The organism is Actinomadura opuntiae, from assembly GCF_030283205.1.
Lineage (GTDB): Bacteria > Actinomycetota > Actinomycetes > Streptosporangiales > Streptosporangiaceae > Spirillospora.
Window position 1 is genome coordinate 39,948 of sequence record NZ_JASNWF010000009.1, and the last position, 25,618, is coordinate 65,565.

Annotated in this window: 29 protein-coding genes, 2 tRNA genes and 1 other RNA gene; 13 read left to right on the forward strand and 19 right to left on the reverse strand. The window is 73.2% G+C overall.

Annotated elements, in window-relative coordinates:
* Positions 1-26 precede the first annotated feature (26 nt).
* Positions 27-983 (reverse strand): hypothetical protein, encoded by a 957-nt coding sequence (locus QP089_RS20355; RefSeq protein WP_285913301.1) that lies wholly within the window; start codon positions 981-983, stop codon positions 27-29.
* Between the two features lie 363 nt (positions 984-1,346).
* Between QP089_RS20355 and QP089_RS20360 the strand changes: the two genes are divergently transcribed.
* Positions 1,347-1,880 carry a cupin domain-containing protein gene (locus QP089_RS20360; protein ID WP_285913302.1) on the forward strand — a complete coding sequence of 178 codons (534 nt, stop codon included), beginning with the start codon at positions 1,347-1,349 and terminating at the stop codon, positions 1,878-1,880.
* A gap of 29 nt (positions 1,881-1,909) precedes the next feature.
* Here QP089_RS20360 and QP089_RS20365 read toward each other — a convergent pair whose 3' ends face one another.
* Genes QP089_RS20365 through QP089_RS20375 form a run of 3 tightly spaced genes read right to left on the reverse strand, consistent with a single transcriptional unit; the run spans position 1,910 to position 3,466 of the window.
* On the reverse strand, positions 1,910-2,458 hold the full coding sequence (locus QP089_RS20365; RefSeq protein WP_285913303.1) for a DUF5063 domain-containing protein: 549 nt from the start codon (positions 2,456-2,458) through the stop codon (positions 1,910-1,912).
* Positions 2,451-3,050 carry a recombination mediator RecR gene (recR, locus tag QP089_RS20370; protein ID WP_208265687.1) on the reverse strand — a complete coding sequence of 200 codons (600 nt, stop codon included), beginning with the start codon at positions 3,048-3,050 and terminating at the stop codon, positions 2,451-2,453. Before recR ends, QP089_RS20365 begins: the two co-directional genes overlap by 8 nt.
* 35 nt (positions 3,051-3,085) lie before the next feature.
* A complete protein-coding gene (locus QP089_RS20375) occupies positions 3,086-3,466 on the reverse strand; it encodes a YbaB/EbfC family nucleoid-associated protein (RefSeq protein WP_446474074.1) in 381 nt (126 codons plus the stop codon).
* 592 nt (positions 3,467-4,058) lie between these two features.
* On the opposite strand from QP089_RS20375, the gene hemC reads away from it, so the two are divergent.
* Positions 4,059-4,976, forward strand: coding sequence for a hydroxymethylbilane synthase (gene hemC / locus QP089_RS20380; protein ID WP_285913649.1), 918 nt, complete (start codon positions 4,059-4,061; stop codon positions 4,974-4,976).
* 6 nt (positions 4,977-4,982) lie between these two features.
* Here the strand turns inward: hemC and QP089_RS20385 are convergent, their stop codons facing one another.
* Complete coding sequence (locus QP089_RS20385) at positions 4,983-7,484, reverse strand: DNA polymerase III subunit gamma and tau (protein WP_285913306.1); 2,502 nt, start codon at positions 7,482-7,484, stop codon at positions 4,983-4,985.
* Positions 7,485-7,539: 55 nt separating this feature from the next.
* Positions 7,540-7,635, reverse strand: an RNA gene (ffs, locus tag QP089_RS20390) — signal recognition particle sRNA small type.
* Between the two features lie 58 nt (positions 7,636-7,693).
* On the opposite strand from ffs, the gene QP089_RS20395 reads away from it, so the two are divergent.
* The 3 genes from QP089_RS20395 (at position 7,694) to QP089_RS20405 (ending at position 8,421) form a co-directional block, all read left to right on the forward strand.
* Complete coding sequence (locus QP089_RS20395) at positions 7,694-8,005, forward strand: DUF952 domain-containing protein (RefSeq protein WP_285913307.1); 312 nt, start codon at positions 7,694-7,696, stop codon at positions 8,003-8,005.
* A 42-nt stretch (positions 8,006-8,047) separates the two neighbouring features.
* Positions 8,048-8,135, forward strand: a tRNA-Ser gene (locus QP089_RS20400).
* A gap of 163 nt (positions 8,136-8,298) precedes the next feature.
* On the forward strand, positions 8,299-8,421 hold the full coding sequence (locus tag QP089_RS20405; RefSeq protein WP_285913308.1) for a hypothetical protein: 123 nt from the start codon (positions 8,299-8,301) through the stop codon (positions 8,419-8,421).
* 119 nt (positions 8,422-8,540) lie between these two features.
* Here QP089_RS20405 and QP089_RS20410 read toward each other — a convergent pair whose 3' ends face one another.
* Entirely contained in the window at positions 8,541-8,732 is a 192-nt protein-coding gene (locus QP089_RS20410; protein ID WP_285913310.1) for a DUF1059 domain-containing protein, read from the reverse strand.
* Between the two features lie 135 nt (positions 8,733-8,867).
* Between QP089_RS20410 and QP089_RS20415 the strand changes: the two genes are divergently transcribed.
* Entirely contained in the window at positions 8,868-9,179 is a 312-nt protein-coding gene (locus QP089_RS20415) for a type II toxin-antitoxin system VapB family antitoxin (protein WP_285913311.1), read from the forward strand.
* 20 nt (positions 9,180-9,199) lie between these two features.
* On the opposite strand, the gene QP089_RS20420 is transcribed toward QP089_RS20415, so the two are convergent.
* The 7 genes from QP089_RS20420 to upp form a co-directional block, all read right to left on the reverse strand.
* The gene (locus QP089_RS20420; RefSeq protein ID WP_285913312.1) at positions 9,200-10,474 is read right to left on the reverse strand and encodes a CynX/NimT family MFS transporter; all 1,275 of its coding nucleotides are present in this window, start codon (positions 10,472-10,474) and stop codon (positions 9,200-9,202) included.
* Positions 10,475-10,611: 137 nt separating this feature from the next.
* Positions 10,612-11,331 (reverse strand): FadR/GntR family transcriptional regulator, encoded by a 720-nt coding sequence (locus QP089_RS20425; RefSeq protein ID WP_285913313.1) that lies wholly within the window; start codon positions 11,329-11,331, stop codon positions 10,612-10,614.
* A gap of 140 nt (positions 11,332-11,471) precedes the next feature.
* Positions 11,472-12,944 carry a helix-turn-helix transcriptional regulator gene (locus QP089_RS20430; RefSeq protein ID WP_285913314.1) on the reverse strand — a complete coding sequence of 491 codons (1,473 nt, stop codon included), beginning with the start codon at positions 12,942-12,944 and terminating at the stop codon, positions 11,472-11,474.
* Between the two features lie 128 nt (positions 12,945-13,072).
* Entirely contained in the window at positions 13,073-13,324 is a 252-nt protein-coding gene (locus QP089_RS20435; protein WP_285913315.1) for a hypothetical protein, read from the reverse strand.
* Between the two features lie 102 nt (positions 13,325-13,426).
* Positions 13,427-13,957: a PH domain-containing protein gene (locus tag QP089_RS20440; protein WP_285913316.1), complete on the reverse strand. Its 531-nt coding sequence runs from the start codon at positions 13,955-13,957 to the stop codon at positions 13,427-13,429.
* Between the two features lie 154 nt (positions 13,958-14,111).
* Positions 14,112-14,372, reverse strand: coding sequence for a hypothetical protein (locus QP089_RS20445; protein WP_285913317.1), 261 nt, complete (start codon positions 14,370-14,372; stop codon positions 14,112-14,114).
* A gap of 206 nt (positions 14,373-14,578) precedes the next feature.
* Entirely contained in the window at positions 14,579-15,217 is a 639-nt protein-coding gene (upp, locus tag QP089_RS20450; protein ID WP_285913318.1) for a uracil phosphoribosyltransferase, read from the reverse strand.
* An 85-nt stretch (positions 15,218-15,302) separates the two neighbouring features.
* Here upp and QP089_RS20455 point away from each other — a divergent pair, with 85 nt between their 5' ends.
* Both QP089_RS20455 and QP089_RS20460 read left to right on the forward strand, forming a co-directional pair.
* A complete protein-coding gene (locus tag QP089_RS20455) occupies positions 15,303-15,662 on the forward strand; it encodes a hypothetical protein (protein WP_285913319.1) in 360 nt (119 codons plus the stop codon).
* Positions 15,663-15,861: 199 nt separating this feature from the next.
* Positions 15,862-16,347 carry a tRNA adenosine deaminase-associated protein gene (locus QP089_RS20460; protein WP_285913320.1) on the forward strand — a complete coding sequence of 162 codons (486 nt, stop codon included), beginning with the start codon at positions 15,862-15,864 and terminating at the stop codon, positions 16,345-16,347.
* Positions 16,348-16,391: 44 nt separating this feature from the next.
* On the opposite strand, the gene QP089_RS20465 is transcribed toward QP089_RS20460, so the two are convergent.
* Positions 16,392-17,690: an alkaline phosphatase family protein gene (locus tag QP089_RS20465; protein ID WP_285913321.1), complete on the reverse strand. Its 1,299-nt coding sequence runs from the start codon at positions 17,688-17,690 to the stop codon at positions 16,392-16,394.
* 161 nt (positions 17,691-17,851) lie between these two features.
* On the opposite strand from QP089_RS20465, the gene QP089_RS20470 reads away from it, so the two are divergent.
* From QP089_RS20470 to QP089_RS20480, 3 genes are all read left to right on the forward strand, one after another.
* Entirely contained in the window at positions 17,852-18,289 is a 438-nt protein-coding gene (locus QP089_RS20470) for a tRNA adenosine deaminase-associated protein (RefSeq protein ID WP_285913322.1), read from the forward strand.
* Positions 18,282-18,788: a tRNA adenosine(34) deaminase TadA gene (gene tadA / locus QP089_RS20475; RefSeq protein WP_285913323.1), complete on the forward strand. Its 507-nt coding sequence runs from the start codon at positions 18,282-18,284 to the stop codon at positions 18,786-18,788. Before QP089_RS20470 ends, tadA begins: the two co-directional genes overlap by 8 nt.
* A 10-nt stretch (positions 18,789-18,798) precedes the next feature.
* Positions 18,799-18,886, forward strand: a tRNA-Ser gene (locus tag QP089_RS20480).
* Between the two features lie 43 nt (positions 18,887-18,929).
* Here the strand turns inward: QP089_RS20480 and QP089_RS20485 are convergent.
* The 3 genes from QP089_RS20485 to QP089_RS20495 form a co-directional block, all read right to left on the reverse strand.
* Positions 18,930-19,811: an EamA family transporter gene (locus QP089_RS20485; protein WP_285913324.1), complete on the reverse strand. Its 882-nt coding sequence runs from the start codon at positions 19,809-19,811 to the stop codon at positions 18,930-18,932.
* Complete coding sequence (locus QP089_RS20490) at positions 19,812-20,477, reverse strand: B3/B4 domain-containing protein (protein WP_285913325.1); 666 nt, start codon at positions 20,475-20,477, stop codon at positions 19,812-19,814.
* A gap of 88 nt (positions 20,478-20,565) precedes the next feature.
* Positions 20,566-21,492 carry an RNA polymerase sigma-70 factor gene (locus tag QP089_RS20495; protein ID WP_285913326.1) on the reverse strand — a complete coding sequence of 309 codons (927 nt, stop codon included), beginning with the start codon at positions 21,490-21,492 and terminating at the stop codon, positions 20,566-20,568.
* Between the two features lie 197 nt (positions 21,493-21,689).
* Between QP089_RS20495 and QP089_RS20500 the strand changes: the two genes are divergently transcribed.
* The gene (locus QP089_RS20500) at positions 21,690-22,175 is read left to right on the forward strand and encodes a carboxymuconolactone decarboxylase family protein (RefSeq protein ID WP_285913327.1); all 486 of its coding nucleotides are present in this window, start codon (positions 21,690-21,692) and stop codon (positions 22,173-22,175) included.
* Between the two features lie 163 nt (positions 22,176-22,338).
* The gene (locus QP089_RS20505) at positions 22,339-22,791 is read left to right on the forward strand and encodes an iron chaperone (protein ID WP_285913328.1); all 453 of its coding nucleotides are present in this window, start codon (positions 22,339-22,341) and stop codon (positions 22,789-22,791) included.
* Between the two features lie 9 nt (positions 22,792-22,800).
* On the opposite strand, the gene QP089_RS20510 is transcribed toward QP089_RS20505, so the two are convergent.
* Entirely contained in the window at positions 22,801-25,599 is a 2,799-nt protein-coding gene (locus QP089_RS20510; protein ID WP_285913329.1) for an ATP-binding protein, read from the reverse strand.
* Positions 25,600-25,618 lie beyond the last annotated feature (19 nt).

Here is a 25,618-nt window from a genome sequence, read left to right on the forward strand (position 1 = left end):
CCCCGATCCGGGGGATCGGGCCGGTGTCAGCGCGTCCCCACGAGCCGATCGGGAACCGCCGCTGCGCCGGGATCCGCGTGCGCGGGGTCCGGCGAGCCATAGACCATCGCCTCGACGGACTGCTCGAGCGTCAGCCCGTCCGACCGGTCGGCGCGCTCGACGCATCCGCCGATCAGCGCGAGCAGGGCCGTCCCGGCCATCGAACGCCCCCGGGCGCGGTCCAGCACGTCCGCGCCCCGGTCGGCGAGGATCCGCAGCGCCACGCCCTCCATCACCGCGCTGATCATGTCGACGAACGCCTCGACGGTGACGCCGGTGCGCAGCCGCAGGCCCCGGGCCGTCAGGAGCTCGCCGCAGATCTCCTTCCACGGCTCCAGGATCTCCTGGTAGTTCTCCGCCAGCGCCTTCTGGACGACGTCGTCGCCCTCGCTCGCGGCGGTCGCGAACAGCTCGAGCCGGAACCGCGGGCGGTCCACCAGCGTCAGCAGGTTCCAGAACCCCAGGCGGTGGATTCCCTCGACGAGGTCCGGCCCGTCGAGGATCAGGCCGAGGATGTCCGCGGCCTCCGCCGCGTCGCAGTGGTTCGGATGGTACGACCACAGCCCGAACCGCAGCAGGTCGGCGATGAAGTCCGAATGGCACCCCCACGTGGACCGCAGCGTCGAGACGCTCCCGACCTGCGGGAACGGATCGGGATTGCTGCCGACCTCCGCCGCCACCGTCCGCTGCGACAGGAAGGCGAGCATGGGACGCTCGATCGAGGACTTGCCGTCCTCGGGGTCGACGGCCGTCCGGACCGCGCCCGGCCCCAGATGGCGTTCGATGAGCCGCATCCCCGCGGCCAGGTACGCGGCGGTGACCGGGTCGTTGGCGAGCCTGTTCCGGCTGCCGGGAGTGCGCCGGTTCAACCGCCGCAGCACCGGCGAAAGGTCCTGGTCATAGGGGTAGGGCAGGCTCTGCTTCACGCTTCGCCGTGAATCCATGCCACCCATGGTGTTCCCGTGCGGTCCGCCTGTACAGGCGCGCACCTGCGCTGTAGTGCCCACCCGCGCGGTAGTGCGCACCCGCGTCCTCGCGCTCGCGTCCTCGCGACCACGCCCGCGCTGCCGCGCAGCGGACGCCACGTGGCCCCCTCCGTTAGAAAGGGAACCGCGAAGAGGCCACCCCCACCGCCTTGGCCGTACGGGGTGGACCCGGGGGATAGAGGTCCTCGGCGGGGCGTTGCGGGGGCGCCACGCCGAGGACACCTCCATAGAGCCGAATCAGCAGGCCAGAGGCCGCTTGACTTGATATTTCACCGGTTTGCAGACTGGAAGTGAACGAAGCGTCCGTCAGGAGGCAGGACCATGACGCACAGCGGAACGACCTCCCGAGCGCAGGCCGCGCAACTGACCGTGCTTCGACCCGGCGCCGGGCGCACCGACGACCTCGGCACCATCGGCGTCCAGTTCAAGCTCTTCGGCGCCGACACCGGCGACCAGGTGGCCATCGTGGAACACCCGTTCCCCGTCGGGGCCCTCGTCCCGCCGCACCGGCACACCCGCGAGGACGAGTTCTCCATCGTCACGGCGGGCGAGATCGGGTTCCGGTCCGGCGACGAGGAGGCCGTCCTCGGCGAGGGCGGCTACATCAGCAAACCCCGCGGCGAGATGCACGCCATGTGGAACGCGGGCGGCGAGCCCGCCCGCATGATCGAGGTGATCAGCCCCGCCGGGTTCGAGCATTTCTTCCTCGACCTGGCCGACCTCGTCGCCGACGGCCCGCCCGACCCCGAGGCGATCGGCGAGCTCGCCGGACGCTACGGGCTCGAGCTGGGCCGTCCCGACTGGCTGCCCGGCCTCGTCGACCGCTACGGCCTCACCCCGCCCCCGTTCGGCTGACCTTCGCCGCGCGCGGGGGCCGGGGGCCGCTACTGGGCGACCGCCGCCTCCTGCGCCACGGACAGGCGGTCGTTGGCGACATAGGCGTGCAGGGCGCGCAGCGACGCGCCCGCGTGGTTGCCCCAGTGGTTGAAGTAGGAGTACTGCCACCACCACAGGGCCTCGAGGGGACGGTCCTGGTTGTAGTGGCGCAGGCCGTGGACGAGGTCGCTCGCGACGTCCACCAGGTCGTCCGACAGCCGGTAGGGCGTGGGCTCGGTGTCCTTGTACGGGTCGAACACCTCGACGTACTCGTCGAGGTCGCCGAGGCGCTCGGACAGGCCCGCGCGGACCGCGTCGAGGTCGGGGTCGTCGCCGATCTCCGGCTCCCAGTTGTCCGGCAGGATCACGTCGGCGCTGGCGCCGAGCTGCGCTCCTGCCAGGATGACCTGCGAGACCTCCAGCAGCAGCAGCGGCACCGTGTGGACGCCGCCGTCGCCGCGCGCGACGGCCTCCAGGCCGCTCAGGTAGTTGTCGACATGGCACGCCACCCGCTCGGCGAGGGCGTTCCAGTCCTGCGGGCTGTTGGTGTCAGACATCGAGCAGCCTCCGTCCTTCGAATGCGCGTCCCAGGGTCACCTCGTCGGCGTACTCCAGGTCACCGCCGACCGGCAGGCCGCTGGCGAGCCGGGTGACGGTGAGGCCCATGGGCTTGACCAGGCGGGCGAGGTAGGTCGCGGTCGCCTCGCCCTCCAGGTTCGGGTCGGTCGCCAGGATCAGCTCGGTCACCGTGCCGTCCGCGAGCCGCTGCATCAGCTCGCGGATGCGCAGGTCGTCGGGGCCGACGCCCTCGATCGGGCTGATCGCGCCGCCGAGCACGTGGTAGCGGCCGCGGAACTCGCGGGTCTTCTCGATCGCGACGACGTCCTTGGACTCCTCGACCACGCAGATGATCGACGGGTCGCGGCGCGCGTCGCGGCAGATCCGGCATTCCTCCTCTTCCGCGACGTTCCCGCACGTCCTGCAGAAGCGGACCTTGTCCTTGACCTCTTTCAGCGCCTTGCCGAGGCGCTCGACGTCGGCCGGATCGGCGGCGAGGAGGTGGAAGGCGATCCGCTGCGCGCTCTTGGGGCCGACGCCGGGCAGCCTGCCCAGCTCGTCGATGAGGTTCTGGACCACCCCTTCGTACAACGGACCCCTCCTTTCAGTCGTTCGTGCTTCGCCGGTCAGCCGCCGAGGCCGGGGAAGCCCCCGGGAAGGCCGCCGCCGCCGGGCGCGCCGCCGCCGAGGCCGGGGATCCCGCCCCCGCCGCCGAGGCCCGCGGCGAGCGGGCCCATCTTCTGCTGCTGCAGCTCGGCCGCCTCCCGTGCCGCGTCGCGGATCGCGGCGAGCACCAGGTCGGCGATGGTCTCGGCGGTGTCGGCCGGGTCGTCGGCGTCGATCGCCTTCGGGTCGATCGACAGCCCCGTGACCTCGCCCTGGCCGTTGACCGTCGCGGTGACGAGCCCGCCGCCGGCGGTGCCCTTCACCTCCGCCTCCGCGAGCTCGCGCTGCGCGGCGAACAGCTGCTCCTGCATGGCCTGCGCCTGCTGCAGCAGTTCCTGCATGTTCAACTGACCACCGGGTTCCACGGTGCACCCCTCTTCCGGCCCCGCGGGAGGGCCTTCTCTCTCGCGACCGCGCCGACCACCGGACGTCCGTCCCCCGAGACTACGGGGTCCCGCCGAGATCCGGTAAGCCCGGCCCACCGATCCCCCGACTCCAGTCAGGAGCCGCGAACCAGAGGCGTATCCGCAACGGGGTTCGGTGGCGCCATTCCCTTTGCCGCTGGTCTACGCCCGGGGAATGCGGGAAGACGCCTCGGTACTGGCGGCGGCTAGGGTCGTCGCTGGCGGCTGGGCGTTCTATGACGCCGTCCGTGGCACGTTCATCGCTCCCTGCCGGGACGCGGTGGCGACGGCCGGACGAGTGGGCGCGATACTCAAACACCAGATGTATCCCGGCACGTTTCCGGGTGCGCCATGAGGTCGGCACGGTTCACTTTCGGAGCAGGAAGCCGTTGAACGCATTGGATCGGCCGTCCGGCTGGCGAAGGCATCGGGCGGAGCTGCGGAAGGGGCGAACGTGACAGCTGATGGTGAAGGTACGGGGGCAGCGCCTTCGGACTTGTCGGCGTTCTCCTGGGGCGGGGGCGGCAGGGTGCTGCGGCTGGGGACGCGGACGTCGCCGCTGGCGATGGTGCAGGCTCGCGGCGTGGCAGCCCGGTTGCAGGAATTGGCGAACGTGACCGTCGAAGTCGTCGGCATCCAAACCGCCGGAGACAAGCACCGAGGGCACCTGGGCGAGCTGGGCGGCAAGGGCGCGTTCATGCGCGAAATCGACCGGGCACTGCTGACGGACCGGGTCGATATCGCGGTGCATTGCCTCAAGGACGTGCCCGGCGACGTTCCCCGGCCGGACGGGCTGATGTTCGCCGCGTACATCGAGCGTGACGACGTCTCCGACGTGATGCTGTTCCCGACGGCCAGCAAGGTCCAGGGCCTGGCCGATCTCGCTCCGGGTGCGCGGGTGGGGACCTCGGCGGTGCGACGGCGTGCGCAACTCGAACAGATCCGGCCCGATCTGCAGATCGAGTACCTGCGCGGCAACGTCAACTCGCGGCTCGGACGGCTGGATTCGGGCGAGGAGTTCGACGCGATCGTCCTGGCGCGGGCGAGCCTGACGCGGCTGGGGATCGAGCGGCCCGGCGAGGCCCTCGACATCGTTCCCGCCGTCGGTGCGGGCGTGCTGGCGGTGGACTGCCGCCGCACCGACACCGACGTCGTGGAGCTGGTGCGGCTGCTGGACCACCCGGAGACCCGGCGGTGCGTCGCCGCGGAACGCACGATGCTGCACGGCCTGCAAGGACACTGCAACAGCCCCATCGCCGGACATGCCCGGATCGAGCGGGACGGGCAGCTGGACCTGCGCGGGATGGTGTTCACCCCGGACGGCTCGCGGTTCGTCCACTCGCAGGAGTCGTCCCCGCCGGAGAAGGGCGAGGACCTCGGCGCCCACGTGGCCGGTGACCTCCTGCGCAAGGGCGCCCGCGACCTGATCGAGGGCATCCCGCACTGACGGGCGTCAGGAGTTGTCGATCTCGCGGATGATCTGGCCGCCGAGCTCGCGCTGGATGAGCGCCATCCCGCTCATCTCCGCCTCGATGCCGTCGGCGTCGGCGTCCCCCTCCGGGTCCACCTCGTCGCTCTCGTCCATCGGGGACGGCTCGGGCGGCGGCGGCGGTTCGTCGGGCGGCGGCGGCATCGGCCCCGGGTCGCCCGCTCCCGCGCCGAACCCGCCGGCCGCGTCCCCGTTGGAGGCCGGACGGGGGACGGGGTTCGAGGACGCGCCGCGCTGCTGCGCCGTGTGGCCCGTCGGCGCGCCCTGACCCGGTCCGCCGCCGGAACCGCCGTTCCCGCCGGACTGCGAGGCCCCGAAACCGGACGACGGCGCGGAGCCGCCCGTACCGGACGACCCGAAGCCGGACGACGAGCCGAAACCGCCGGAAGGCGCACCACCGCCGCCGCCACCGCCGCCGAATCCACCGCCGGCGCGTCCACCGCCCGGACCCGCGTTCGGCCCGGGGCCGCCCTGGCCTCGTCCGCCGCCCGCGCCGCCGGACACGGTCTCGATCCGCCAGTCGACGCCCATCCGCTCCCGCAGCACCTCGCTGAGGATCACGTCGCGGTTGCCGTTGACGAACCCGAGGCGGTTGCCCTCGGCCTCGAACGCGAGCGTGAGGACGCGTCCTTCGAGCGACGTCGGCCGGACCCCGGACATGATGACCATCCAGGTCGCGCGGCTCTTCTGCTTGACGGCCTCGATGATGTCCGGCCAGTACCGCTGCACCATCGACACGTCCACCGCGTTCCCCGCGCCCTGCTGACCGGCCCCTGCGCTCTGCTGGCCGGCCCCTGCGGCCTGCTGGCCGCCGGGCGTCCCGCCTGCGGTCTGGGCGGGTGCGCCGCTCTGGGAGGCGGGGCGGCTGTGGGCTGCCGCGGGCACGCGGTTATCCACAGAACGACGTTCGCCTTCCGGCGAGCCCTGGCGGGGGTCGACACTGGAAGTGGGGTCGCCCCCCTGGGCGGGCGGGGGCTGTTCTTCCCTGGATCCAGGCGAGTTCGGCTTTCCTCTTGATTCAGCGGGGCTCGGCCCTCCCCTTGAGTCAGCGGAGCTCGGCTCCTCCCTGGACTCAGCGGGGCTCGCCTTCCCCCTCGATTCAGCGGAGCCCGGCTCTCCCCTGGACTCAACCGCGCTCGGCTTCTCCCTTGCCCCAGCCGCTTCAGCGGGCCCCGGCCTTGGCGAAGCAGCAGGCGGGAAAGCCGGCGCCGGACCCGGACGCTCGGCAGAGACGGCAGGGACGGCAGGCGCAACGGAGGCAAAAGCCTGGGTGAGGCCGTCGCCCGGCGCAGCGCCCAGGCCGCCCTGCGCGGCCTGGCGTTCGAGGCGGTCGAGGCGGGCGAACATGGACGCCTCGTCCTCGTACGCGGCCGGCAGCAGGATCCGGGCGCAGATCAGCTCCAGCAGCAGCCGCGGGGACGTCGCGCCGCGCATCTCCGTCAGCCCGGTGTGCAGCAGGTCCGCCGCGCGGGTCAGCTCCCCGGGCCCCATCGAGGACGCCTGGCGCCGCATCTGCACCAGCTCGTCCGGCGGGACGTTCAGCAGCCCCGAGCCGCCCGCCTCCGGGACGTTCGAGAGGATCACCAGGTCGCGGACGCGTTCCAGCAGGTCGGCGGTGAACCGGCGGGGCTCCTGGCCGCTCTCGATCACCCGGTCGACCGCGGCGAACACGGCGGCCCCGTCGCGGGCGGCGAACGCGGCGATGACCTCGTCCAGCAGCGTCGAGTCGGTGTAGCCGAGCAGCGAGACGGCCCGCGCGTAGGTGATGCCCTTCTCGTCCGACCCGGCGAGCAGCTGGTCGAGGATCGACAGCGTGTCGCGGGCGGACCCGGCGCCGGCCCGCACCGCGAGCGGCAGCGCGGACGCCTCGTACGGCACGTCCTCCGACTGGAGGATCTCCTCGACGAGCTCCGTCAGCACGCCCGGGGGGATCAGCCGGAACGGGTAGTGGTGCGTCCGGGACCGGATCGTCCCGATGACCTTCTCGGGCTCGGTCGTCGCGAACACGAACTTCAGGTGCGGCGGCGGTTCCTCGACGAGCTTCAGCAGCGCGTTGAAGCCCTCGCGGGTGACCATGTGCGCCTCGTCGATGATGTACACCTTGAAGCGCGCCGACACGGGCGCGAAGAACGCGCGTTCGCGCAGGTCGCGGGCGTCGTCGACGCCGCCGTGCGAGGCGGCGTCGATCTCGATCACGTCGATGTGGCCGGACCCGGACGGGCCGAGCGCGACGCAGGAGTCGCACTTGCCGCACGGGTCGGGCGTCGGCCCCTGCTCGCAGTTCAGCGAGCGGGCCAGGATGCGGGCGCTGGAGGTCTTGCCGCAGCCGCGCGGGCCGCTGAACAGGTACGCGTGGTTGATCCGGCCGTTGCGCAGCGCTTGCTGGAGGGGCTCGGCGACGTGCTCCTGCCCCTTCAGCTCGGCGAACGTCGCTGGCCGGTACTTGCGGTACAGAGCCAGACTCATCGGGGGTCCGCCCTCCCTCGAGAAGCAGAGCGTCAGAAGCGCGGTGGTGCTTTAAGCAAGGGACCCCCCGCACACCCGCCAGAGCCTGCTTATCCTTGCTGCCTTCCGGCCCTGGGGAGGTTCACAGGGTGACGCCGTGCGAGGGGTCTGCACAGAGTCTATGGCATGCGCGGCCTGGGTCGGCACCGTTGCCGCGTACTCTCCGCCCCATGACGGACGCCACGCAGCAGACGCTCCTGCACATCGCCGAACGCCGCCACTGGGAATCCGCGCGGGACTCGGGAGTGTCGTACACCATGTCGACGCTCGGCCGGACGCTGGACGAGGAGGGTTTCGTCCACTGCTCGTCCGATATGGAGCAGGTGGAGGGCGTGCTGGGCCGCTTCTACGGCGCCGTCCCCCGGTCGGAGCTGACCCTGCTGATCATCGACGTCTCGCGGCTGGACGCGCCGGTCCGCCACGAGCGGGTCGTGACGAGGTCTTCCCGCACGTCTACGGTCCGATCCCGGTCTCCGCCGTAATTGGTGTCAGGTCACTGCCCGAGACCCGGTAGGCTTTCCCGCGGAGGATTCGCCTAGTGGCCTAGGGCGCACGCTTGGAAAGCGTGTTGCGTGCAAGCGCTCGCGAGTTCGAATCTCGCATCCTCCGCCACCGGCGTGACAGCCGAACGAAGGTCCCGGTCGCTCAGCGGCCGGGACCTTCGTCGTTCCGGGGCCGCGGGCCATGCCACAGGTGTAGTTCCGTCGGCGTGAGTTGCTTCGCGGTAGTTCTGCCGCCGTAGTTCCTCCGGTGCGATTCCATCGCTGTGGTTCCCGTGCGACGAGCAGACCGACGACGACTGGCGGCTGGCGCGCTCGACACCGACCTGTTCGCCACGCGCAACTTCATGCTGGCCGGAGTGGTGCAGTGGGCGGAGGCGTGGCCCGTGCAGTCATGACCGGCCAGACGGTCATGGCCGACGGCGGTGCCGTGAAGCTCCGCTGAAGCACTACGCCGGGAACGCAAAGAACGCGGCCTGAGCGGGAATTCGGCTCAGGCCGCGTCGGGCGGTCCGGCTCAGGCGTGCTGGGGCACCTCGTCCTTCAGGCCCTGGCGGATCTGCTCGCGCAGTTCGGGGCTGTCGGTATGCCCGTGGACGGACGCCGCGTGCTCGGCGGCGGCCCGCACGACCTCCTGCTCCTCACCGGCGATGGTCAGGGTGCAGTTCATCTCGCTGGGGTAGTCCCTGCAGTCGGCCACTTTCCGCATGACGACACCTCCCTTCTCCCCTTCCAGTCTGCCCGGTGGCGGCAGTTACTGACGGGGCCTCTGAGCTGCGGCGTAACTGTTTACCAATCGGTGGAATCCGGTGACCGGTGTAGTCGGGCAACGTAGACTCTGGACGTGATCTTCAAGGCGGTGGGTGAGGGAAGGCCCTATCCCGAGCACGGTCTGTCGTCCCGGGACTGGGCCAAGATCCCCCCTCGCCAGGTCCGCCTCGACCAGCTCGTCAGCACCAAACGGGAACTCGACCTCCACTCGCTGCTGGCCAAGGACTCCACGTTCTACGGCGACCTGTTCCCGCACGTCGTCCAGTGGAAGGGCGAGCTGTACCTGGAGGACGGCCTGCACCGCGCGCTCCGGGCGGCGCTGCACCAGCGGACCGTCCTGCACGCCCGCGTCCTCGACCTGGACGCCGTCGACATGAACGGCTGAGCCCGGCGCCGTCAGCGCCGTCAGCGCGTCCGGGCGGGCTCGCCGGCGGGCACGCTCTTCGGTTCGACGAGGCGAATGTCCGCGCGCGCCGCCGGGCGGACGTAGCCGGGCCGTGCGGCGAGCAGCCCGAACACCAGCTCCGGCACGACGAGGGCGAGGACGAGCGTCAGCGGGACGTGCCAGCCGCCCGTCGCGCTGTGCAGCACCCCCATGGCGAGCGGCCCGAATCCGGCGAGCAGGTAGCCGCCGGTCTGCGCCATGCCGGACAGCCGCGCCGCGACGGCCGGGCTCGGCGAGCGCAGGCTGAGCAGCGTGTAGGCGAGCGGGAACGCGCTGCCGGTGCCGATGCCGAGCAGCACGACCCACGCCCAGCCGGCGGCGGGCGCCAGCATCAGGCCGCCGATGCCCGCGACCATGGTGAGCGCGACGCCGGCGACGACGGCCCGCTGGTCGCGCAGCCGCGCGGCGACGACGGGGACGGCGAACCCGAGCGGGATGCCGACGATCATCATCGTGGAGACCATCATCCCGGCGGTCGCGTCGGCGTACCCGGCGTCCTGCATGATCTCCGGCAGCCAGGACATCAGCACGTAGAACATCAGCGACGCCAGGCCCATGAACGCCGCGACGTACCAGGCGACGGGCGAGCGCAGCAGCGAGCCCTCCGCGGCCGGGCCCGCAGCGGGCGCGGACGGGACGGCGGGTCCGGGGGAGCGGCGGCCGCGGACCGCGAGCGGCCCCCACGCCAGCGCCGCGACCAGCGACGGGACGGCCCAGACGGCGAGCGCGAGGCGCCAGCCGCCCGCGCCGTCCAGCGGGACGGCGAGGCCGGCGGCGACGGCGCCGCTGGCGGCCATCAGCATCATCGCGAGCCCGGTGAGGGAGCCGACGCGGCGCGGGAAGGCGCGCTTGATGACCGCCGGCATGAGGACGTTCCCCATCGCGATCCCCGCGCCCGCCAGGACCGTTCCAACGAACAGCGGCAGCGGCGACGCGACGACCCGCAGCAGGATCCCGGCGGTGATCAGCAGCAGGGACCCGGCGATGGCGGTCTCGGCGCCGACGCGGCGCGCGAGCACCGGCGCGAGCGACGCGAAGGCGCCCAGGCACAGCACCGGAAGGGTGGTCAGGACGCCGACCTCGACCCCGGACAGGCCGAACGCGTCCCGCAGGTCGCCGAGCAGCGGGGAGATCCCGGTGATGGCGGCCCGCAGGTTGATCGTCAGAAGCACCAGGCCGACGAGCGACCAGGCGGTCAGGGCACGGGGGGCGGGGGACTCTGCCGAGGTGTTCATTTCGCCTTCGTCATGCGCCCGCGGGCGCGTCGAACCGGATGGGGAGGGCGTGCACGGGCCGGGGGCGGCCCGGGACACGCCGGAAATCGTTGAAAGGGACGCGGAGACGACCGCGTGATGCCGGACGCTCGCCGCCGCTAGGACTCGCGCGCGTCGGCGACGCCGGGGGCCTCGTCCGCGCCTTTCCACGGGCCCGTGGACGCCAGGATCTGGTCCAGGCAGGCGTGGGTGGCGCGGGCCGCGGCGTCGGCGTCGCCCGCCTCCACGGCCGCCGCGATGGGGCCGTGCGGGACGTCCGCGTGTTCGAGCAGGGTGCCCGCCGCGCCGATGCTGGCGCGCAGCGCGGTGCTGAAGTCGCGGTACAGGTCGGTGAGGACCCGGTTGTGGGTCGCCTCCACGACGGCGGTGTGGAACGCCAGGTCGGCCTCCACGAACGCGGCGTGCTCGCGGGCCGCCCATGCCGCGTCGCGGCGGGCGAGCGCGGCGGTGACGGCGGCGACGTCGGCGTCCGTGCGGCGCGCGGCGGCGAGCCGGGCCGCCTCGACCTCCAGGCCGCGCCGCACCTCCAGGATCTCCACCAGTTCGGCCGTCTCCAGGCGCCGCCGGACGGCGCTGGACAGCTCGCTGGTGGCCCGCACGTACGTGCCGTCGCCCTGCCGGCTGTCGAGCAGGCCCGCGTGGGTGAGGGCGCGGACGGCCTCGCGGACGGTGTTGCGGCCGACGCCGAGCGTCTCCGACAGCACCGGCTCCGCCGGGATCTTCGCGCCGACCGGCCACGAGCCGCCGGTGATCTCGGCTCTGAGCTGCTCGATCACCTGGTCGACGAGCGACGATCGGCGGGCGGTGCGCAGCGTCACGGTCCCTCCTCGATCCCGGGGCCGACGACATCCGGTCAGCCAGTCATCCCATGTTTGCGCCACCAGGATAGGACAGGCATGCCGGTTCCTTTATTCCGGGGCGCCCGAAATTCGCGCCGCATGCGCGGGGGACCCGGCGGTCAGACCCGTCCGAGGTCGTGGTTCGCCTCCTGGGACGGCGCGGCGTGCAGGCCCGCGGCCTCCAGCGCCTGCCGGTACGCGGCGGCCGCCGACTCGGCGTCCTGCACCAGCTCGAACAGCTCGCCCAGCTCGCGGAGGAGATGCGCGGCGGGGCGTCCGGGCGGAAGCGTCCTCAGCTGCTCCGACGCGGCGCGCAGCACGACCTGGGCCGCCTGCCGTTCCCCCTGCGCCACCCGGGCGCGGGCGAGGACGAGCCGGGCCAGCACGGTCTTCTGGGTGCGCGCGGCGAGGTCGTTGCCGGGATGCGGCGTGATGGAGTGCGTCCGCGCTGGGGGCGGCGCCACCAGCGCCATGCCCGTGTCGAGGAACTGCTCCAGCTCGGCGATGGCCTGGTCGAGCTCCCCCACCAGGACCAGCGCGCGCGCCTTGGCGATGGTGCTCTCGGTGGCCTCGGCCCCTTCGAGCGCGCCCGTCCCGTCCAGCAGCGCCAGCGCCTCCCGCGCGGACTCGCGGCTGCCCTCGGCGCGCGGCCGCTCGATGCCGGGCGCGCCGTCGCCGGGGGAGACGACGTCCGCCACCGCGGCGGGCGCCGGCTGCGAGAACGGCGAGACGCCCCTCAGCAGCGCCTTGGCGGCGGCGAGGTCGAGGCGCGCCTGCGCCTGCACGGGCGTCGCGTCGCTGCGGGCGGCCAGCGCCTGGTCGGCGAAGTACAGCGAATCGCCGATCGTGCCCTCGTCCAGCGCGCGGATGCTGGCCCGCTGGTAGTGGACGCTCGCGGGCTCGTCCTGCCCGGAGCCCTCCGGGTGCAGCAGCCGCCTGCCCAGCTCGTGCGCGCGGACGGGGTCGGAGCGGTCGACGTAGGCGAGCAACAGGATCCGGCCCGCCTCGGTGTACTCCTGCCCCGCGGCGAGCCCGAGCCTGCCGAGCCGGTCCATCGCGCGCTCGCCGAGCGCGATCGCCTGCCCGAGGTCGCCGACCGTGTGGTAGCAGCGGGCCAGCGCGATCACCGGCGGCAGCCAGCTCGCCCGTCCCGGATCGCGCTCGGCCTGCTCGCGCAGCTCCTCGAACAGCGCGATCGCCTGGCCGGTGCGGCCCAGCTCCTCCAGGGCGCGGGCGCGGCCCCAGCGGGCGCGGGAGGTCAGGTCCGGATCGTCGCTGCGGGCGATCACCTCGTCGAAGCCGGACTCGGCGGTGCCCGGGTCGCCCGCCAGCAGCGCGAGGTGCGCATGGCGCTCCCGCACCTCCAGATGGGCGCGCTGCTCGGGCTCGACGCCCTCGGCGAGGTACTCCGGCGTGCAGCCGAGCCGTTCGGCCAGCATGCGCAGGACGGTCGGCGTCGGAGTCCGCTTGCCGGACTCGATCAATGAGATGTAGCTGTCGGAAAGGTCGTGACCGGCGAGCTGTGCCTGCGACAGGCGTCTGGTGAGCCGCAGGTTGCGGACACGTTCGCCGACATTGCCTGGACCCGGCATGTGGACTCACTTAGCGGAAGTAATCAGGCGGCTGGGGTGCCGACATGATTGCACATTGCGGGTTATCGCACATCGAGAGTAATGAAGCGGGACCCCCCGGACCGTCGCGGCACCTGTCGTCTTCGACGTTATCCGACGATCCCCGCAAGATCGCCGATTCCGCCGAGATTGCTCTCGGTCACGGCGCGCCGGGGTGATGGCCGAGGCCGGCGGGGTTCGAGGTCGGCGATGAGGCCGTAGTGGTCGCTCGCCTGGACGCCGCCGACGGGTTCGTCGAGGACGCGGGCGCACTCGCGCACCGCCAGGGTGGGGCCGCCGTGCGGGCCGCAGCGCACCAGGACGTGGTCGATGCGGCGGAACGGCCAGTCGCCGTCCACCATGAGCGGGTTGTCCGGCGTATAGGTGTGGCCCGGCCCGTCAGAAGCGCATGCCCGCCCCGCTACCCGGCGGGCGAGACCGCTGACACCCCGCAGGTACAGGGGTCAGTCGTCGGCGGTGGCGTTCTTGTTCGGGAAGATCATCTCGCAGACCTCGAGGTAGAGCTGCTCGGGGTAGGGGAGGTACGGGACGGCCGACAGGGCCTGGTCCTGGCCGGCGGACTCCAGGACGAACTCGCCGTAGCCGAGCATCCGGCCCGCGATCGTCCGCTTGAAGCTCATGTCGGTGACCTTGGCCAGCGGCATCATCGCGACCTTGCGGGTGATCAGTCCGGTGGTCAGCAGCATCCGCTGGTTGGTGATCACGAAGTAGTCGACCGACCACTCGGCGACCCGCCAGACGAACCAGGCGAGCAGGATCAGCCACGCCCACCAGATCCAGCTGATCACGGTGCCGGCCTGGCTGGCGACGGTGTTGCTCAGCACGCCGGCGATGATCAGCCCGCCGAGGACCAGCCCGACCGGGACCATCAGCACGGCCGGATGCCGGCGCACCGTGATCACCTGGTTCTCGTGCGGGAGGAGGTACTTGTTCACCGAGGCCGGGGCCGAGTCCCCCGGGGTCACCAGCCTCATCGCGGCCTCGGTGCGCGGCGGCGCGCGCCGGCCGGGCGGGCCGGAGCCGCCGCGGCCCTCGTCATGTGCTTGCGTGCGGGCACGGCTGCCTCCCGGAACGTCCCACGGACCCCGGTTCAGTCTCGCACAGCCGCAACCCCCGGCAAAGCAAGGGCTATGGCGCGTTGTCGAGAGAGGAACGGCGCGCCCGGCGGCGCTTCTGGGCCGCCACCGTGGCGAGCACCTCCAGGTGCCGCCGCGCGATCCGCTCCACGAGGTCCGGGGTCGCTCCCCCGCACACCTCGTCCGCGCCGTGCCGCGCGGCGGACACGCACCGTTCCACCGTGTCGGACTGGTGAACCCCTTCGAACTCCTCGGTGAGCCGCTCGCCGATCGCGGCGTAGCGCGGCAGGTCGCCATCCCCTTGGTGAGTCATCGCGACTCTCCTAGACCTCGCTCCCACCGCCCGGTCCGTAAAGGTCCCCTGTGCCGGGGCGGCGGAGGGGAACGCGCACTGACGTTCCGTAGCGCGTTCGTACCCCTTGCCACCGGGAACGAACATCCGGAACGAACCACGCATCCGTATCGCTGCTGCTAGGGGGCGGGTCCGGCCGAACGGCGGCTCCGTCAGACGACGCCGTATCAGACGACGCCGTAGAGGCGGTCGCCGGCGTCGCCGAGGCCCGGCACGATGAAGCCCTGCTCGTTGAGGTGCGAGTCGACCGCCGCGGCGACGACCTTGATGGGCGCGGACGTCCCCGCGAACGCCTCCTCCAGGTAGGCGAGGCCCTCGGGGGCGGCGAGCAGGCAGAGGGCCGTCACGTCGTCGGCGCCGCGGTCGAACAGCAGCTTGATCGCGGCGGCGAGCGTCCCGCCGGTGGCGAGCATCGGGTCCAGGACGTAGCACTGCCGGCCGGACAGGTCGTCGGGGAGCCGGGTCGCGTACGTCTGGGCCTGCAGGGTGCCCTCGTCCCGGATCATGCCGAGGAAGCCGACCTCGGCGGTCGGCAGCAGCCGGGTCATCCCGTCCAGCATCCCGAGGCCCGCCCGCAGGATCGGCACCACGAGCGGCTTCGGGCTGGCCAGCTGGACGCCGTCGGCCTCCACCAGCGGCGTGCGCACGGTGGCCGCGGCGACCCGCACGTCGCGGGTGGCCTCGTAGGCCAGCAGGGTGACCAGCTCGTCGGCCAGGCGGCGGAACGTGGGGGAGTCGGTGCGGACGTCCCGCAGCGTGGTGAGCTTGTGCGCGACGAGCGGATGGTCGACGGCGAGGGTCTGCATGCGGACACGGTAGCCCAACGCCCGCCCGCGGCGGCCGGACCGGTGATCCAGGATAGGACGCCGCTGAGCTGGGCACCATGGCCATATGAGCAGCGACAGCGATCAGTGGCCGGCGGAGGCGCGCCGGCCCGGGCCCGAGCGGCCCGGACCGGCCACCGGCCCCCCGGAAAGCGCGCCGCCGGCTCCCGACTCCCTCGTCCCCCCACCCGAACCCGCACCGCTCCCCGTGGACGCCGGCGACGTCGAGGAGGCGGTGACCGATGTCACAGCAGGCGGCCAGGGCGACGTCCCGCCCGAGGTGGTGCGCGAGCGGCTGCGCCGGCGCGCCATCTTCCTGCGGGAGCTGGCGGAGGCGCGGGAACTGCGCCGCCGGGTGACCCCGCACCGGTCCCGGCGTGCCCGGATCCACGCGGCGCTGCGGCGCCGCACCTTCCGCATCAACTGACCGCCCGGCCCGGAAGAGCCGGCCCCCGCGGGCGGGGCGCCGTTGCGGATCGAGTAGGTTCGTGCCGTTGGGTACCGGAAAAGCGGTGCTGACTGCCCGCTTCACGCGGCGGTGCGGCGCCGAGTTTGGCGGTGGGGCACGCGAGGGCGCGCCGCATCTGCGACCATGCCCAGGCAGGAACCGCGCCGGTGGGGTGGAAATGACGGATGTGGACGCGACGGACTTCGCCGTCGTGGTGTACCGGGAGGACGACCGCTGGGAGGCCGAGATCCTTCCGGTGGCGCTGACCGAGGATCTGGCGGGGCTGATCCATGCCCTGCGCCAGCAGCCCAGCCTGGGCGGCACGATCGGGCTGGTCTCGGTGGGCGACGACTTCTTCGTGGCGATCCGGCTGCTCGGCGACGAGGTGATGGTGTTCCTGTCGGACGTCACCGCCTCGGTCGACTGGCCGCTGGCCGGGCAGGTGCTGGAGTACCTGGACATCCCGATCCCCGAGGACGAGGAGCTCGACCAGGTGCTGCCGGTCGGCGACATGTCGATCTTCACCGACCTGGGGCTGGACGAGATGGAGCTCGGCGCCATCTCCGGCGACCTGGAGCTCTACCCGGACGAGATGCTCCTCAGCATCGCCGGCCGCGTCGGCTTCGCCCCCGCCTTCGAACGCGCCATGGACGCGGTGTCCTGATTCATCGCCCTTGGCGGTCGGGCGCTGGATCGTCGGGCCGGGTCTTACCTGAACCCGTGGGTCAGGGCGTAGGCGTTGAGTTGGGCCCAGTCGTCGCCGGTGTGGGAGTGCTGCGGGTCGAGGCAGCCGAGGGTGGACGGGCGGGGGACGTCGTAGTGCGGGGCCTTCAGCTTGGGCGCGCTCTCGAAGTCGAGGACCTCGGCGATGTTGCGGGCCGCCGCGTCCCGCACCGACAGCGGTTCGAGGCCCCAGCGCCACTCGATCGCCTTGAGGACGGACGTGTGGTCGTAGACCTCGTGGGCGATGGCGCCGCGGCGGGCGCGCGGTGAGATCAGCAGGCACGGGACGCGGAAGCCGCGCAGGCCGGTGCCGAGGTCGGGGCGCGGGTCGGGGCCGGCGGGCGGCGGGACGTGGTCGAAGAACCCGCCCCACTCGTCGTAGTTGATCACCAGCAGGGTGCGGGCCCAGTCCGGCGAGTCGATGACCGCCGTGTAGACCTTGTTGAGGAAGCTCTGGCCGAACCGGATGTCGGCGAGCGGGTGCTCGTCCTCTGACAGGCCGGGCAGGGCCTCGCCGACGAAGCCGGGCTCGACGAAGCTCACCGCGGGCAGCCGCCCGTTCTTGGCGTCGTTGTAGAAGTCGGAGATGTGCCGGCTGATGTCGAGGTGCTTGAGGCCCCACAGCGCGGTGAACGGGACGTCGCTGAAGTAGTAGCGGGCGGGGATCTTCCTGGCCTTCAGCCGGTCCCAGACGGTGGTGAGCTCGGAGAAGGTGAAGGTGTTGGAGATCCGGTCGGTCTGCCCGGCGTGCTGGAAGATCCGGTTGGGGAACGTCGAGGACATGATGGCGGCGAAGTAGCGGTCGCACAGCGTCCAGTCGAGCGCGGCGTGGCCGTGGAAGCCGAGGTCGGGGCCCTTGAAGTAGCCGATGGAGAACACGTCGTTCTCCCCCGCGCGCAGCCATCCGTCGCATTTGCCGTCGTTGTACTCGGTGCGTCCGCCCGCGTAGGAGTGGTCGGGGTCGTTGAAGCCGCACCCGTAGGGCACCTTGAGGTGGTGGGTGTCGTGGGCGTTGCCCTGCGCGTCGGTGAAGGTGAGGCCCTCCTGGCGGCCGTCCGCGCCGGACACCCAGCCCATGTAGTGGTCGAACGACCGGTTCTCCATCATCACCACGACGATGTGGTCGATGCCGGAGTCGGCGGGGTCGGGGAGCGCCGAGACGGGCGCCCGGACCGGCGTCGCCGCGTCGGCCGCCGTCCCGCCCGCGCCGCTCGCCGCGATCAGCGCCGCGGCCCCCGCCGTCCCCGCGAGGAACCCGCGCCGCGTCAGCTCGTCCTTGCCCATGGTTCTCCTCCCGCCGCCACGCCGGTGAGCAGTATCACGACCCTTGGGACACCAGGGGAAGAACCGGAGTGGGCCACCATGGGACAAAACCCGAAATATCCTCATGACCGAAAGCGCGTGAGGGCGGTGACCGGAGCGACCCCGTGCGTCAGAATGGGCACGTGTCCTACTTCGCCGCCGTCTTCGCGCGGAGCCCGCAGGGCTGGGTCGGGGCCGAGGCCGTGCTCGCCGAGGCCGAGCACGTCGACGACATCGCCGACCTGATGCGGGAGGCCGCCGTCGAGTCCTACGGCGATCCGGTGGTGCTGCTCGTCGAGCAGGACGACGACTGGTTCGCGGTCGTCCGGCTCGACGGGGACGACGAGCCCCGCGCCTACGTCTCCACCGTCCGCGAGGACGGGCTGGGGGCGCTGTTCCACCAGCTCGTCGGGGAGGTCCCCGACGGGGACTCCGGCGGCGACCCCGGCCTGCTGGAGGACCTCGGCATCGACGCCGACCAGCTCGGCGACCTCGGCGAGCGCGCCCTGCCCGGCGACGCGCTGCTGGCCGTCGCCGAGCGCGCCGGGTTCGGCGAGGAGTTCGACCGCCTCCGTGACTGATCCGGGCAGCGGCCCCGCCCCGCGTGCGGCGGCGGAGCCGGACGAGGAGTACGGCGCGGCGATGCGGCTGGCGCTGGAGGAGGCGCGCGCCGCCGCCCGCGACGGGGAGATCCCCGTCGGCGCCGTCGTCGTGGACGGCTCGGGCGCGGTGCTCGGCACCGGCCGCAACGACCGGGAGCGCAGCGCCGACCCGACCGGGCACGCCGAGATCGTCGCGATGCGGGCCGCCGCGGCGTCGCTGGGGGAATGGCGGCTGTCCGGCTGCACCCTCGTGGTGACGCTGGAGCCCTGCACGATGTGCGCGGGCGCGTCCGTCCAGGCCCGGGTGGACCGGGTCGTCTACGGCGCGGTCGACCTGAAGGCCGGGGCGGTCGGGTCGCTGTGGGACGTCGTCCGCGACCGCCGCCTCAACCACCGGCCCGAGGTGCTCGCGGGCGTGCTGGCGGAGGAGTGCGGCGCGGTGCTCTCCGAGTTCTTCGCACACCGCAGAGTCCGGTAGGCTTCCCCGCGGTGGTGTCGCCTAGTGGACGAGGGCGCACGCCTCGAAAGCGTGTGAAGGGCAACCTTCCGTGGGTTCGAATCCCACCACCACCGCCATCGCAAAAGGGCCGCCGCCGGCGGCCCTTTCTCGTTGTCCGGCTCAGCTCACGGTGACGAGGGCCACGCCTGCCACGGCTATCGCCATCCCGACGCGCTGGATGGCGCGCAGCCGCTCGCTGTAGGCGATCCGGGCCAGCAGCACCGTGATGGCGGGGTAGAGGGATGTCAGGACGGTGACGAGGCTCAGCAGGCCGTCCTTGACGGCGAGGTAGTACAGGGCGTTGGCGCCGGAGTCGAGCACGCCGGACAGCAGCGCCAGGCCGATCAGCGTCCGGCCGCTCACCCGCGGGCCCTGGTCGCCGACCCGCAGCCGCACGGCGATCAGCAGCGCCGCGAACACCACGGTCAGCGTGCCGACGCGGGCGGCGGCGATCGGCCACAGCCCGGCGCCGTCCCCGGCGGTCTTCACCAGGATGAAGAAGATGCCGAAGCAGGAGCCGGACACCAGCGCCATCAGCGGGCCGCTGTCCAGCGGCCGGCGGGCGGGGGAACCGGTCCCGGACGGCGCGGCCTCCTCGCCCTTCTCCATGCTGACCAGGGCGATCGCGACCAGGCACAGCAGGACGCCGAGCAGGGCCTTCTGGTCCAGCCGCTCGCCGCGCAGCACGCCGACGCCGACCGGCAGCACCGCCGAGGCCAGCGCCGACACCGGTGCGACCACGTTCATCGGGCCGCGGGCGAGCGCCCGGTAGAAGGCGATCAGGCCGAGGCCGCCGGAGAGGCCGGCGAGGAACCCCAGCGCCATCGGCGCGAAGGCGGGCGTGCCGCCGGCCAGCAGCGCGGCCACCGCGACGACCAGCAGCCCCATCGGCGCCGACAGCGCCAGGGTCTTCAGCGCGGTGGAGCGGCGCGAGACCGCGCCGCCGAGGAAGTCGGCGACGCCGAACGCGACGGCGGTGACGAGCGCGAGGGCGGTGACCATTCACTCCCCGCCGATCAGCCGGCTCTCGACCCGGACGTCCGGCGAGATCGCGCGCAGCCTCGCGGTGAGCGTGTCGCCGGCCTCGCGGAGCCGGTCGAGCGGGTAGGGGGCGAGGCGCTCCAGCAGGAACAGCCCGTTCTTCGTCGTCTCGGTGAGGCGGGTGCGGACGCACTGCCGCCAGTTCCAGCGGCGGCAGGTGACGCCGGCGTCGTCGCGCCAGACGACCTCGCCGGGCGCCGGGTGCTCCACGGCCGGCTCGCCGCCGGCGACCACGTCGAACGGCTCGTCGCCGGTGGCCCTGACCAGGCGGGCGGGGCCCCGGTAGGCGTCGAGGTCCTCGCCGCCGATGGGCAGCGCGTAGGCGACGCTGACGGCGTTGTAGGCGTCGACGACCTTGTTGATGGAGGGGAGCGCGTCGGCGCGGCGCAGCAGGGCGTCCACGGAAGGCCGGGTCCGCTTCGGCTTCGCGCCGAACGCCCGGTACGCCTCGTGCCATGCCTCCACGTGCGGGTGGCCGGGGTCGGCGGATCCGGCGGCCTCCCGCAGCCAGCCTTCGGACGCCGCGTCGCTGGGCCCGTTCAGCAGACCCTCGGCGGTCAGGACGAGGACGGCGAAGTCGGGGCGCAGCTCCCGCACGGCCTCGTCCACGGTGATCTGCTCCAGCATCGCCTGCTCCCTCCGGGGCGGTCATTTCAGTGAACTCAATGGTTCAGCATACCGACCGTAGGGGCGTCCCGGCCAAGGGTAATCCCCATCAGCGGCGCAGGAGGGTCTCGCGGTCCAGGCGCGACAGCTTGGCGGGGTTGCGGACGGCGTAGAGCCCGGTGATGCGGCCGTCCTCGAGGTGCACCGCGAAGACGGTGTCGATCTCGCCGTCGAGCCGGAAGATCAGCGCCGGATAGCCGTTGACCTGGGCCGGCTCCAGCACCCCCGCGTCGCCGAACCTGCGCAGCCCGGCGGCCAGCGGCGCGACCTCGTCCGCCCCCACGATCGGCACCAGCGCGGCCTGCGCGACGCCGCCGCCGTCGCCGAGGAAGACGACGTCGGGCGCCAGGATGTCGAACAGGCGTTGCAGATCGCCCGTCTCGACCGCGCGCCGGAACGCGTCCAGCGCGCTGCGGGTCTCGTCCGCGGACACGACCTCGCGCGGACGGCGCGCGGCGACGTGGGCCCGTGCCCGGTGGACGATCTGGCGGACCGCCGCCCGGTTCTTGCCGACGGCCTCGGCGATCTCGTCGTAGCCGAGGTCGAACACCTCGCGCAGCACGAACACCGCCCGCTCGGTCGGCGCGAGCGTCTCCAGCACCAGCAGCATCGCCATCGAGACGCTGTCGGCCAGCTCGACGTCCTCGGCCACGTCGGGGGAGGTGAGCAGCGGCTCGGGCAGCCACGGGCCGACGTAGGACTCCTTGCGGCGGCGCAGCGTGCGCAGCCGCCCGAGCGCCTGCCGGGTGGTGATCCGGACCAGGTAGGCGCGCTGGTCGCGGACGGCGCCGAGGTCGACGCCCGTCCAGCGCAACCAGGTCTCCTGCAGCACGTCCTCGGCGTCGGCGGCCGACCCGAGCATCTCGTAGGCGACGGTGAACAGCAGGTTGCGGTGGACGACGAACGCCTCGGTGGCGGCGTCGCCGCGCGCGCTCTGCCCGGCCGTGCCCGCCGCCCGTTCGCCGGATCCGCTCATGGCCCGCTCCCACCTGGTCGTTCTCGACTCTTCCACATGCACCAGATGCCGGCCGCCGCCGTTCTGTGACACCCGCGGCCGGTGGCGCACGTCACATCGCGGCGCCGTCACGGGGATCGGGGCACCGGCATCTCCATGGTCGTCAGAACGCCGGGCGGGCGGACCGCCCTGCGCCGCTCCAGCAGTGAGGACGCACCATGGAAGCCCGTATGGACCTGATGGCCAACGAGACCGGCGCCAAGATCGGCAAGCGGTTCTACAACGTCAGCCTGGCGATCCAGCAGTCGCCGCTGCCCCGGACCGTCCAGGACCTGGCGATGCTGCGCGCCAGCCAGATCAACGGCTGCGGCTGGTGCGTGGACGTCCACAGCAAGGACGCCGCGGGCGCCGGGGAGAGCGCGGTAAGGCTGAACCTGGTCGCGGCGTGGCGCGAGTCGACGGTGTTCACCGACGCCGAGCGGGCCGCGCTGGCGCTGGCCGAGGAGGGCACCCGGCTCGCCGACGCCCACACCGGCGTGTCCGACGAGACCTGGGCGCGGGTGCGCGAGCACTACGACGAGGACCAGATCGCCGCGCTGATCTACCTGGTCGCCATGATCAACGCGGCCAACCGGCTCGGCGTGATCGCCCGCAACCGCGGCGGTTCCTACGAGCCCGGCATGTTCGGCGCCCTGACGGACTGACCGCGCCGGCCAACCGGCGGCCCGGCCCGGAGCGATCCGTGCCGGGCCACCGAGCGCCTTTCCGTGGTGAGCACGGAGGCGGCCCGCACTCCCGCCGGGAGAGGCTGTGACCACGGCGATCGGCCCGCACCGGGCCATCCCGAGCCACGACTGAGGAGTGACCATGGCCGCAGGCAAGAGCAGCACCTACGAGGGATTCACCGCCGAGGAGCGGGCGGCGATGAAGGAGCACGCCCAGGAGCAGAAGAAGGCGGCGCGCCGCGCCTCGCATGCCGACAAGGCGGCGGAGGCCGAGCAGGACGTCCTGGCGAAGATCGCGGAGATGGCGGGCTCGGACCGGATCATGGCCGAGCGGGTCCACGCCGTCGTCACCGCCGCCGCCCCGGTGCTCGCACCGAAGCTCTGGTACGGGATGCCCGCGTACGCGCTGGACGGCAAGGTCGTCTGCTTCTTCCAGAGCGCCGCGAAGTTCAAGGCGCGCTACGCGACGCTCGGCTTCAACGACGCGGCGAAGCTGGACGAGGGCGCCATGTGGCCGACCGCCTACGCGCTGACCGAGGTGACGGACGAGGTCGAGGCGCGGATCGCCGCGCTGGTGACGCAGGCCGTCAGCTGACGCCTCCGGCTACCGGGCGGGCGCGGCGCCGAGGTCGGCGAGCGCGGCCTGCCCGGCGGCGGCGTGGTCGCCGCCGGCGAGCACCATCGTCCGCGCCGCCTGGTAGCGGCAGCCGATCGCGTCGAACGCTTCGGCGGCGGCGAGCTGGCGCTGCAGATCGCCGTCGAGCAGCGCCTCCGCCCGGTCCACCTGGGCGGACGCGGCCGGGTTGCCGGTGACGAGGGTGCGGGCGGCGGCGATCCGGTCGCGGGCGTCCGGGTGACCGGCGAGCACCGCCGCCTCCGCCCTCAGCGCCGCGTACCAGTGCAGCCAGACCCAGCAGACCCACTTCCACACCTGCCGCGGCTCCGGCGCGACGCGCTCCAGCGCCGCGTCCGCGTCGCCGTGGTGCAGCAGGACCATGGCGTCGAAGACCGCGCCGTAGCCGAGCCGGTGGTCCGCTTCGGGGCCGGCCTGGTCGACGATCGCGAGCCAGGCCGTCCGGGCGTCCTCGTCGCCGCGCAGGCCGTGGACCATCGCGACCGACGCGGCCGCCGGGCCGAGCGAGCGCGACCGCAGGCGTCCGCTCTTCTCCCACGCGTCGAGGAACCGCACGCTGGTCGTGCGCACCTCGCCGACGTTGCCGCTGAACGCGTCCGCGACCAGGAGCCAGGACGTCGCGTGGTGGCCCGCCTCGGCGAGCAGCGGATGATCGGCGAGTTGTCTGCCCCACCGGCGCGCCTCCGGCAGCTCGCCCACGCCGACGGCGGTTCCGGCGGCCATGGCGAGCGCGTCCATCCGCTCGTGCGTACCGGCCGGGGCCGGCGGTTCGGACGCCAGGATCCGGATCCGGCGGCGCGCGGCGGCCGCGGCGGCGAACGCGTCACCCGCCCAGCTCTGGGCGCCGGACAGCGCGTCCAGCGCGGCGGACTCCGCCACCGGGTCGCCCGCGCGGCGGGCCAGCTCGACCGCCCGTTCGGCCTGCTCGACCGTCTCCCGCACGGGGTTGTCGGGGGCGCCCTGGACGGCACCGAACGCGTCCGCGACCACCGCCGCCTCCGCCAGCGCGACCGCCGCCTCGGCGGCCGGTGCGTCACCGGACAGCTCCCGCGCCTCCGCGAGCATGGCCTTCACCTCGTCCACGGGCGGGGTCGCCGCGAACGAGCTGGAGAAGCGGTACGCGACGGTCGCGGCGGTGGCCAGGTCGCGGGCGGTGCCGGCGGTGTCCCCGGCCCGGCGGGCGGACTCGGCGGCGGCACGGTGCAGGCGGTACATCTCGCCGTCGACGCTGCGGCACCCCGCCACGGCGGCGGCGTGCCGCAACGCCACGGCGGCGTCGGCGTCATCGGCGAGCCGCGCCGCCTGCTCGAACCGCTGCTGGGCCTCGCCGAGCAGGGTGCGGGCGAAGGCCAGCCCGGCCATCGACCAGGCGAGGCGGCAGGCGTCCGCGCGCTGCTCCGGACGGTCGGCGGCCCAGGTGAGGGCGGCCCGCATGTCCTCGGCGACGGCGTCGAACCGGGCGCGCCAGTCCGCGCTGCCGGTCTCTGCGAGCGCGTCCGCGCTGGTCAGGCACCAGCGCAGATGCCGTGCCCGGACATCGGTCAGCCCGCCGGCTTCGGCCAGCCGCTCCGTCCCGTACTGGCGGATGGTCTCCAGCGCGTGGTACCGGGTGCCGGTCTCGGACGGCGCCGCGGCCAGCAGGCTCTGCTCGGCGAGCCTGCCGAGCCCGTCGACGACCGAGGCGGCGTCCAGCGGCTCGAACCCGGCGACCTCGGCGGCCGCCTCCGGGGTGAACGGCGCGACGAACACCGACACCCGGTGAAGGAGCGCCTGGTCGCGGGGCTCCAGCAGGTCATGGCTCCAGTCCAGCACCGCCCGCACCGACCGGTGCCGGTCGTCGGCGCGGGGCCCGCCGGTGAGGATCCGCAGCTGGTCGGAGAGACCGGCGGTGAGGCCGTCCAGCCCGAGCGTCGACCACCGCGCCGCCGCCAGCTCGATCGCCAGCGCCATGCCGCCGAGCCGCTCGCAGACCGCCGCGATCTCCCCGCCCGCAGCGGGGCCGGGCGGCGAGCCGACCACCGCCGCGCGGTCCATGAACAGGGCCACCGCCTCCGACTCGTCGCCGCCCTCCCGCGACAGCGGCGGGACGGGGAAGACCCGCTCGAACGGGACCAGCAGCCGGGCCCGGCTCGTCACGAGCACCCGCAGGCCCGGGCACGCCGCCAGCAGCCGCTCCAGGAACGGCGCCACCCCGTCGCGCACGTGCTCGCAGTTGTCCAGCACCAGCAGCGCCCGGTGGTCGGCGAGCGCGGCCAGCACCGCGTCGTCGATGCCGATGCCGGGCTGCTCGCCGACGCCCACGGCCGCAGCGACCGCCGATCCCACCCGGTCCGGCTCGGTGACCGGGACCAGGTCGACGAACCACACCCCGTCCGCGAAGTCGCCGGAAGGGTCGCCGCCGAGATCGGCCGCGACCGCCAGCGCGAGACGCGTCTTGCCCACCCCGCCCGGACCGGCCACGGTCACCAGGCGGTGCGCCCGGACCGCGTCGGCCAGCTCCGCGCGCTCCCGGACCCGTCCGACGAACGACGTCAGCGGCGCGGGCAGCGCGGGCGCCGACCGCGACCGCTCGGCGCGCCCGGCCTCGGCCGCGTGCCGGGCGAGCGCCCGCCGGTCCGGCAGTTGCAGCTTGCGCAGCAGCGAGGAGACGTGCGACTCCACCGTCCGCACGGAGATGACGAGGCGCGCGGCGATCTCCGCGTTGGTGAGGTGCTCCCCGAGCAGCGCGAGCACTTCCGCTTCCCGGGCGGAGACCGCTGGGCTGTGCATCGGCTCATTATCCGTGGTC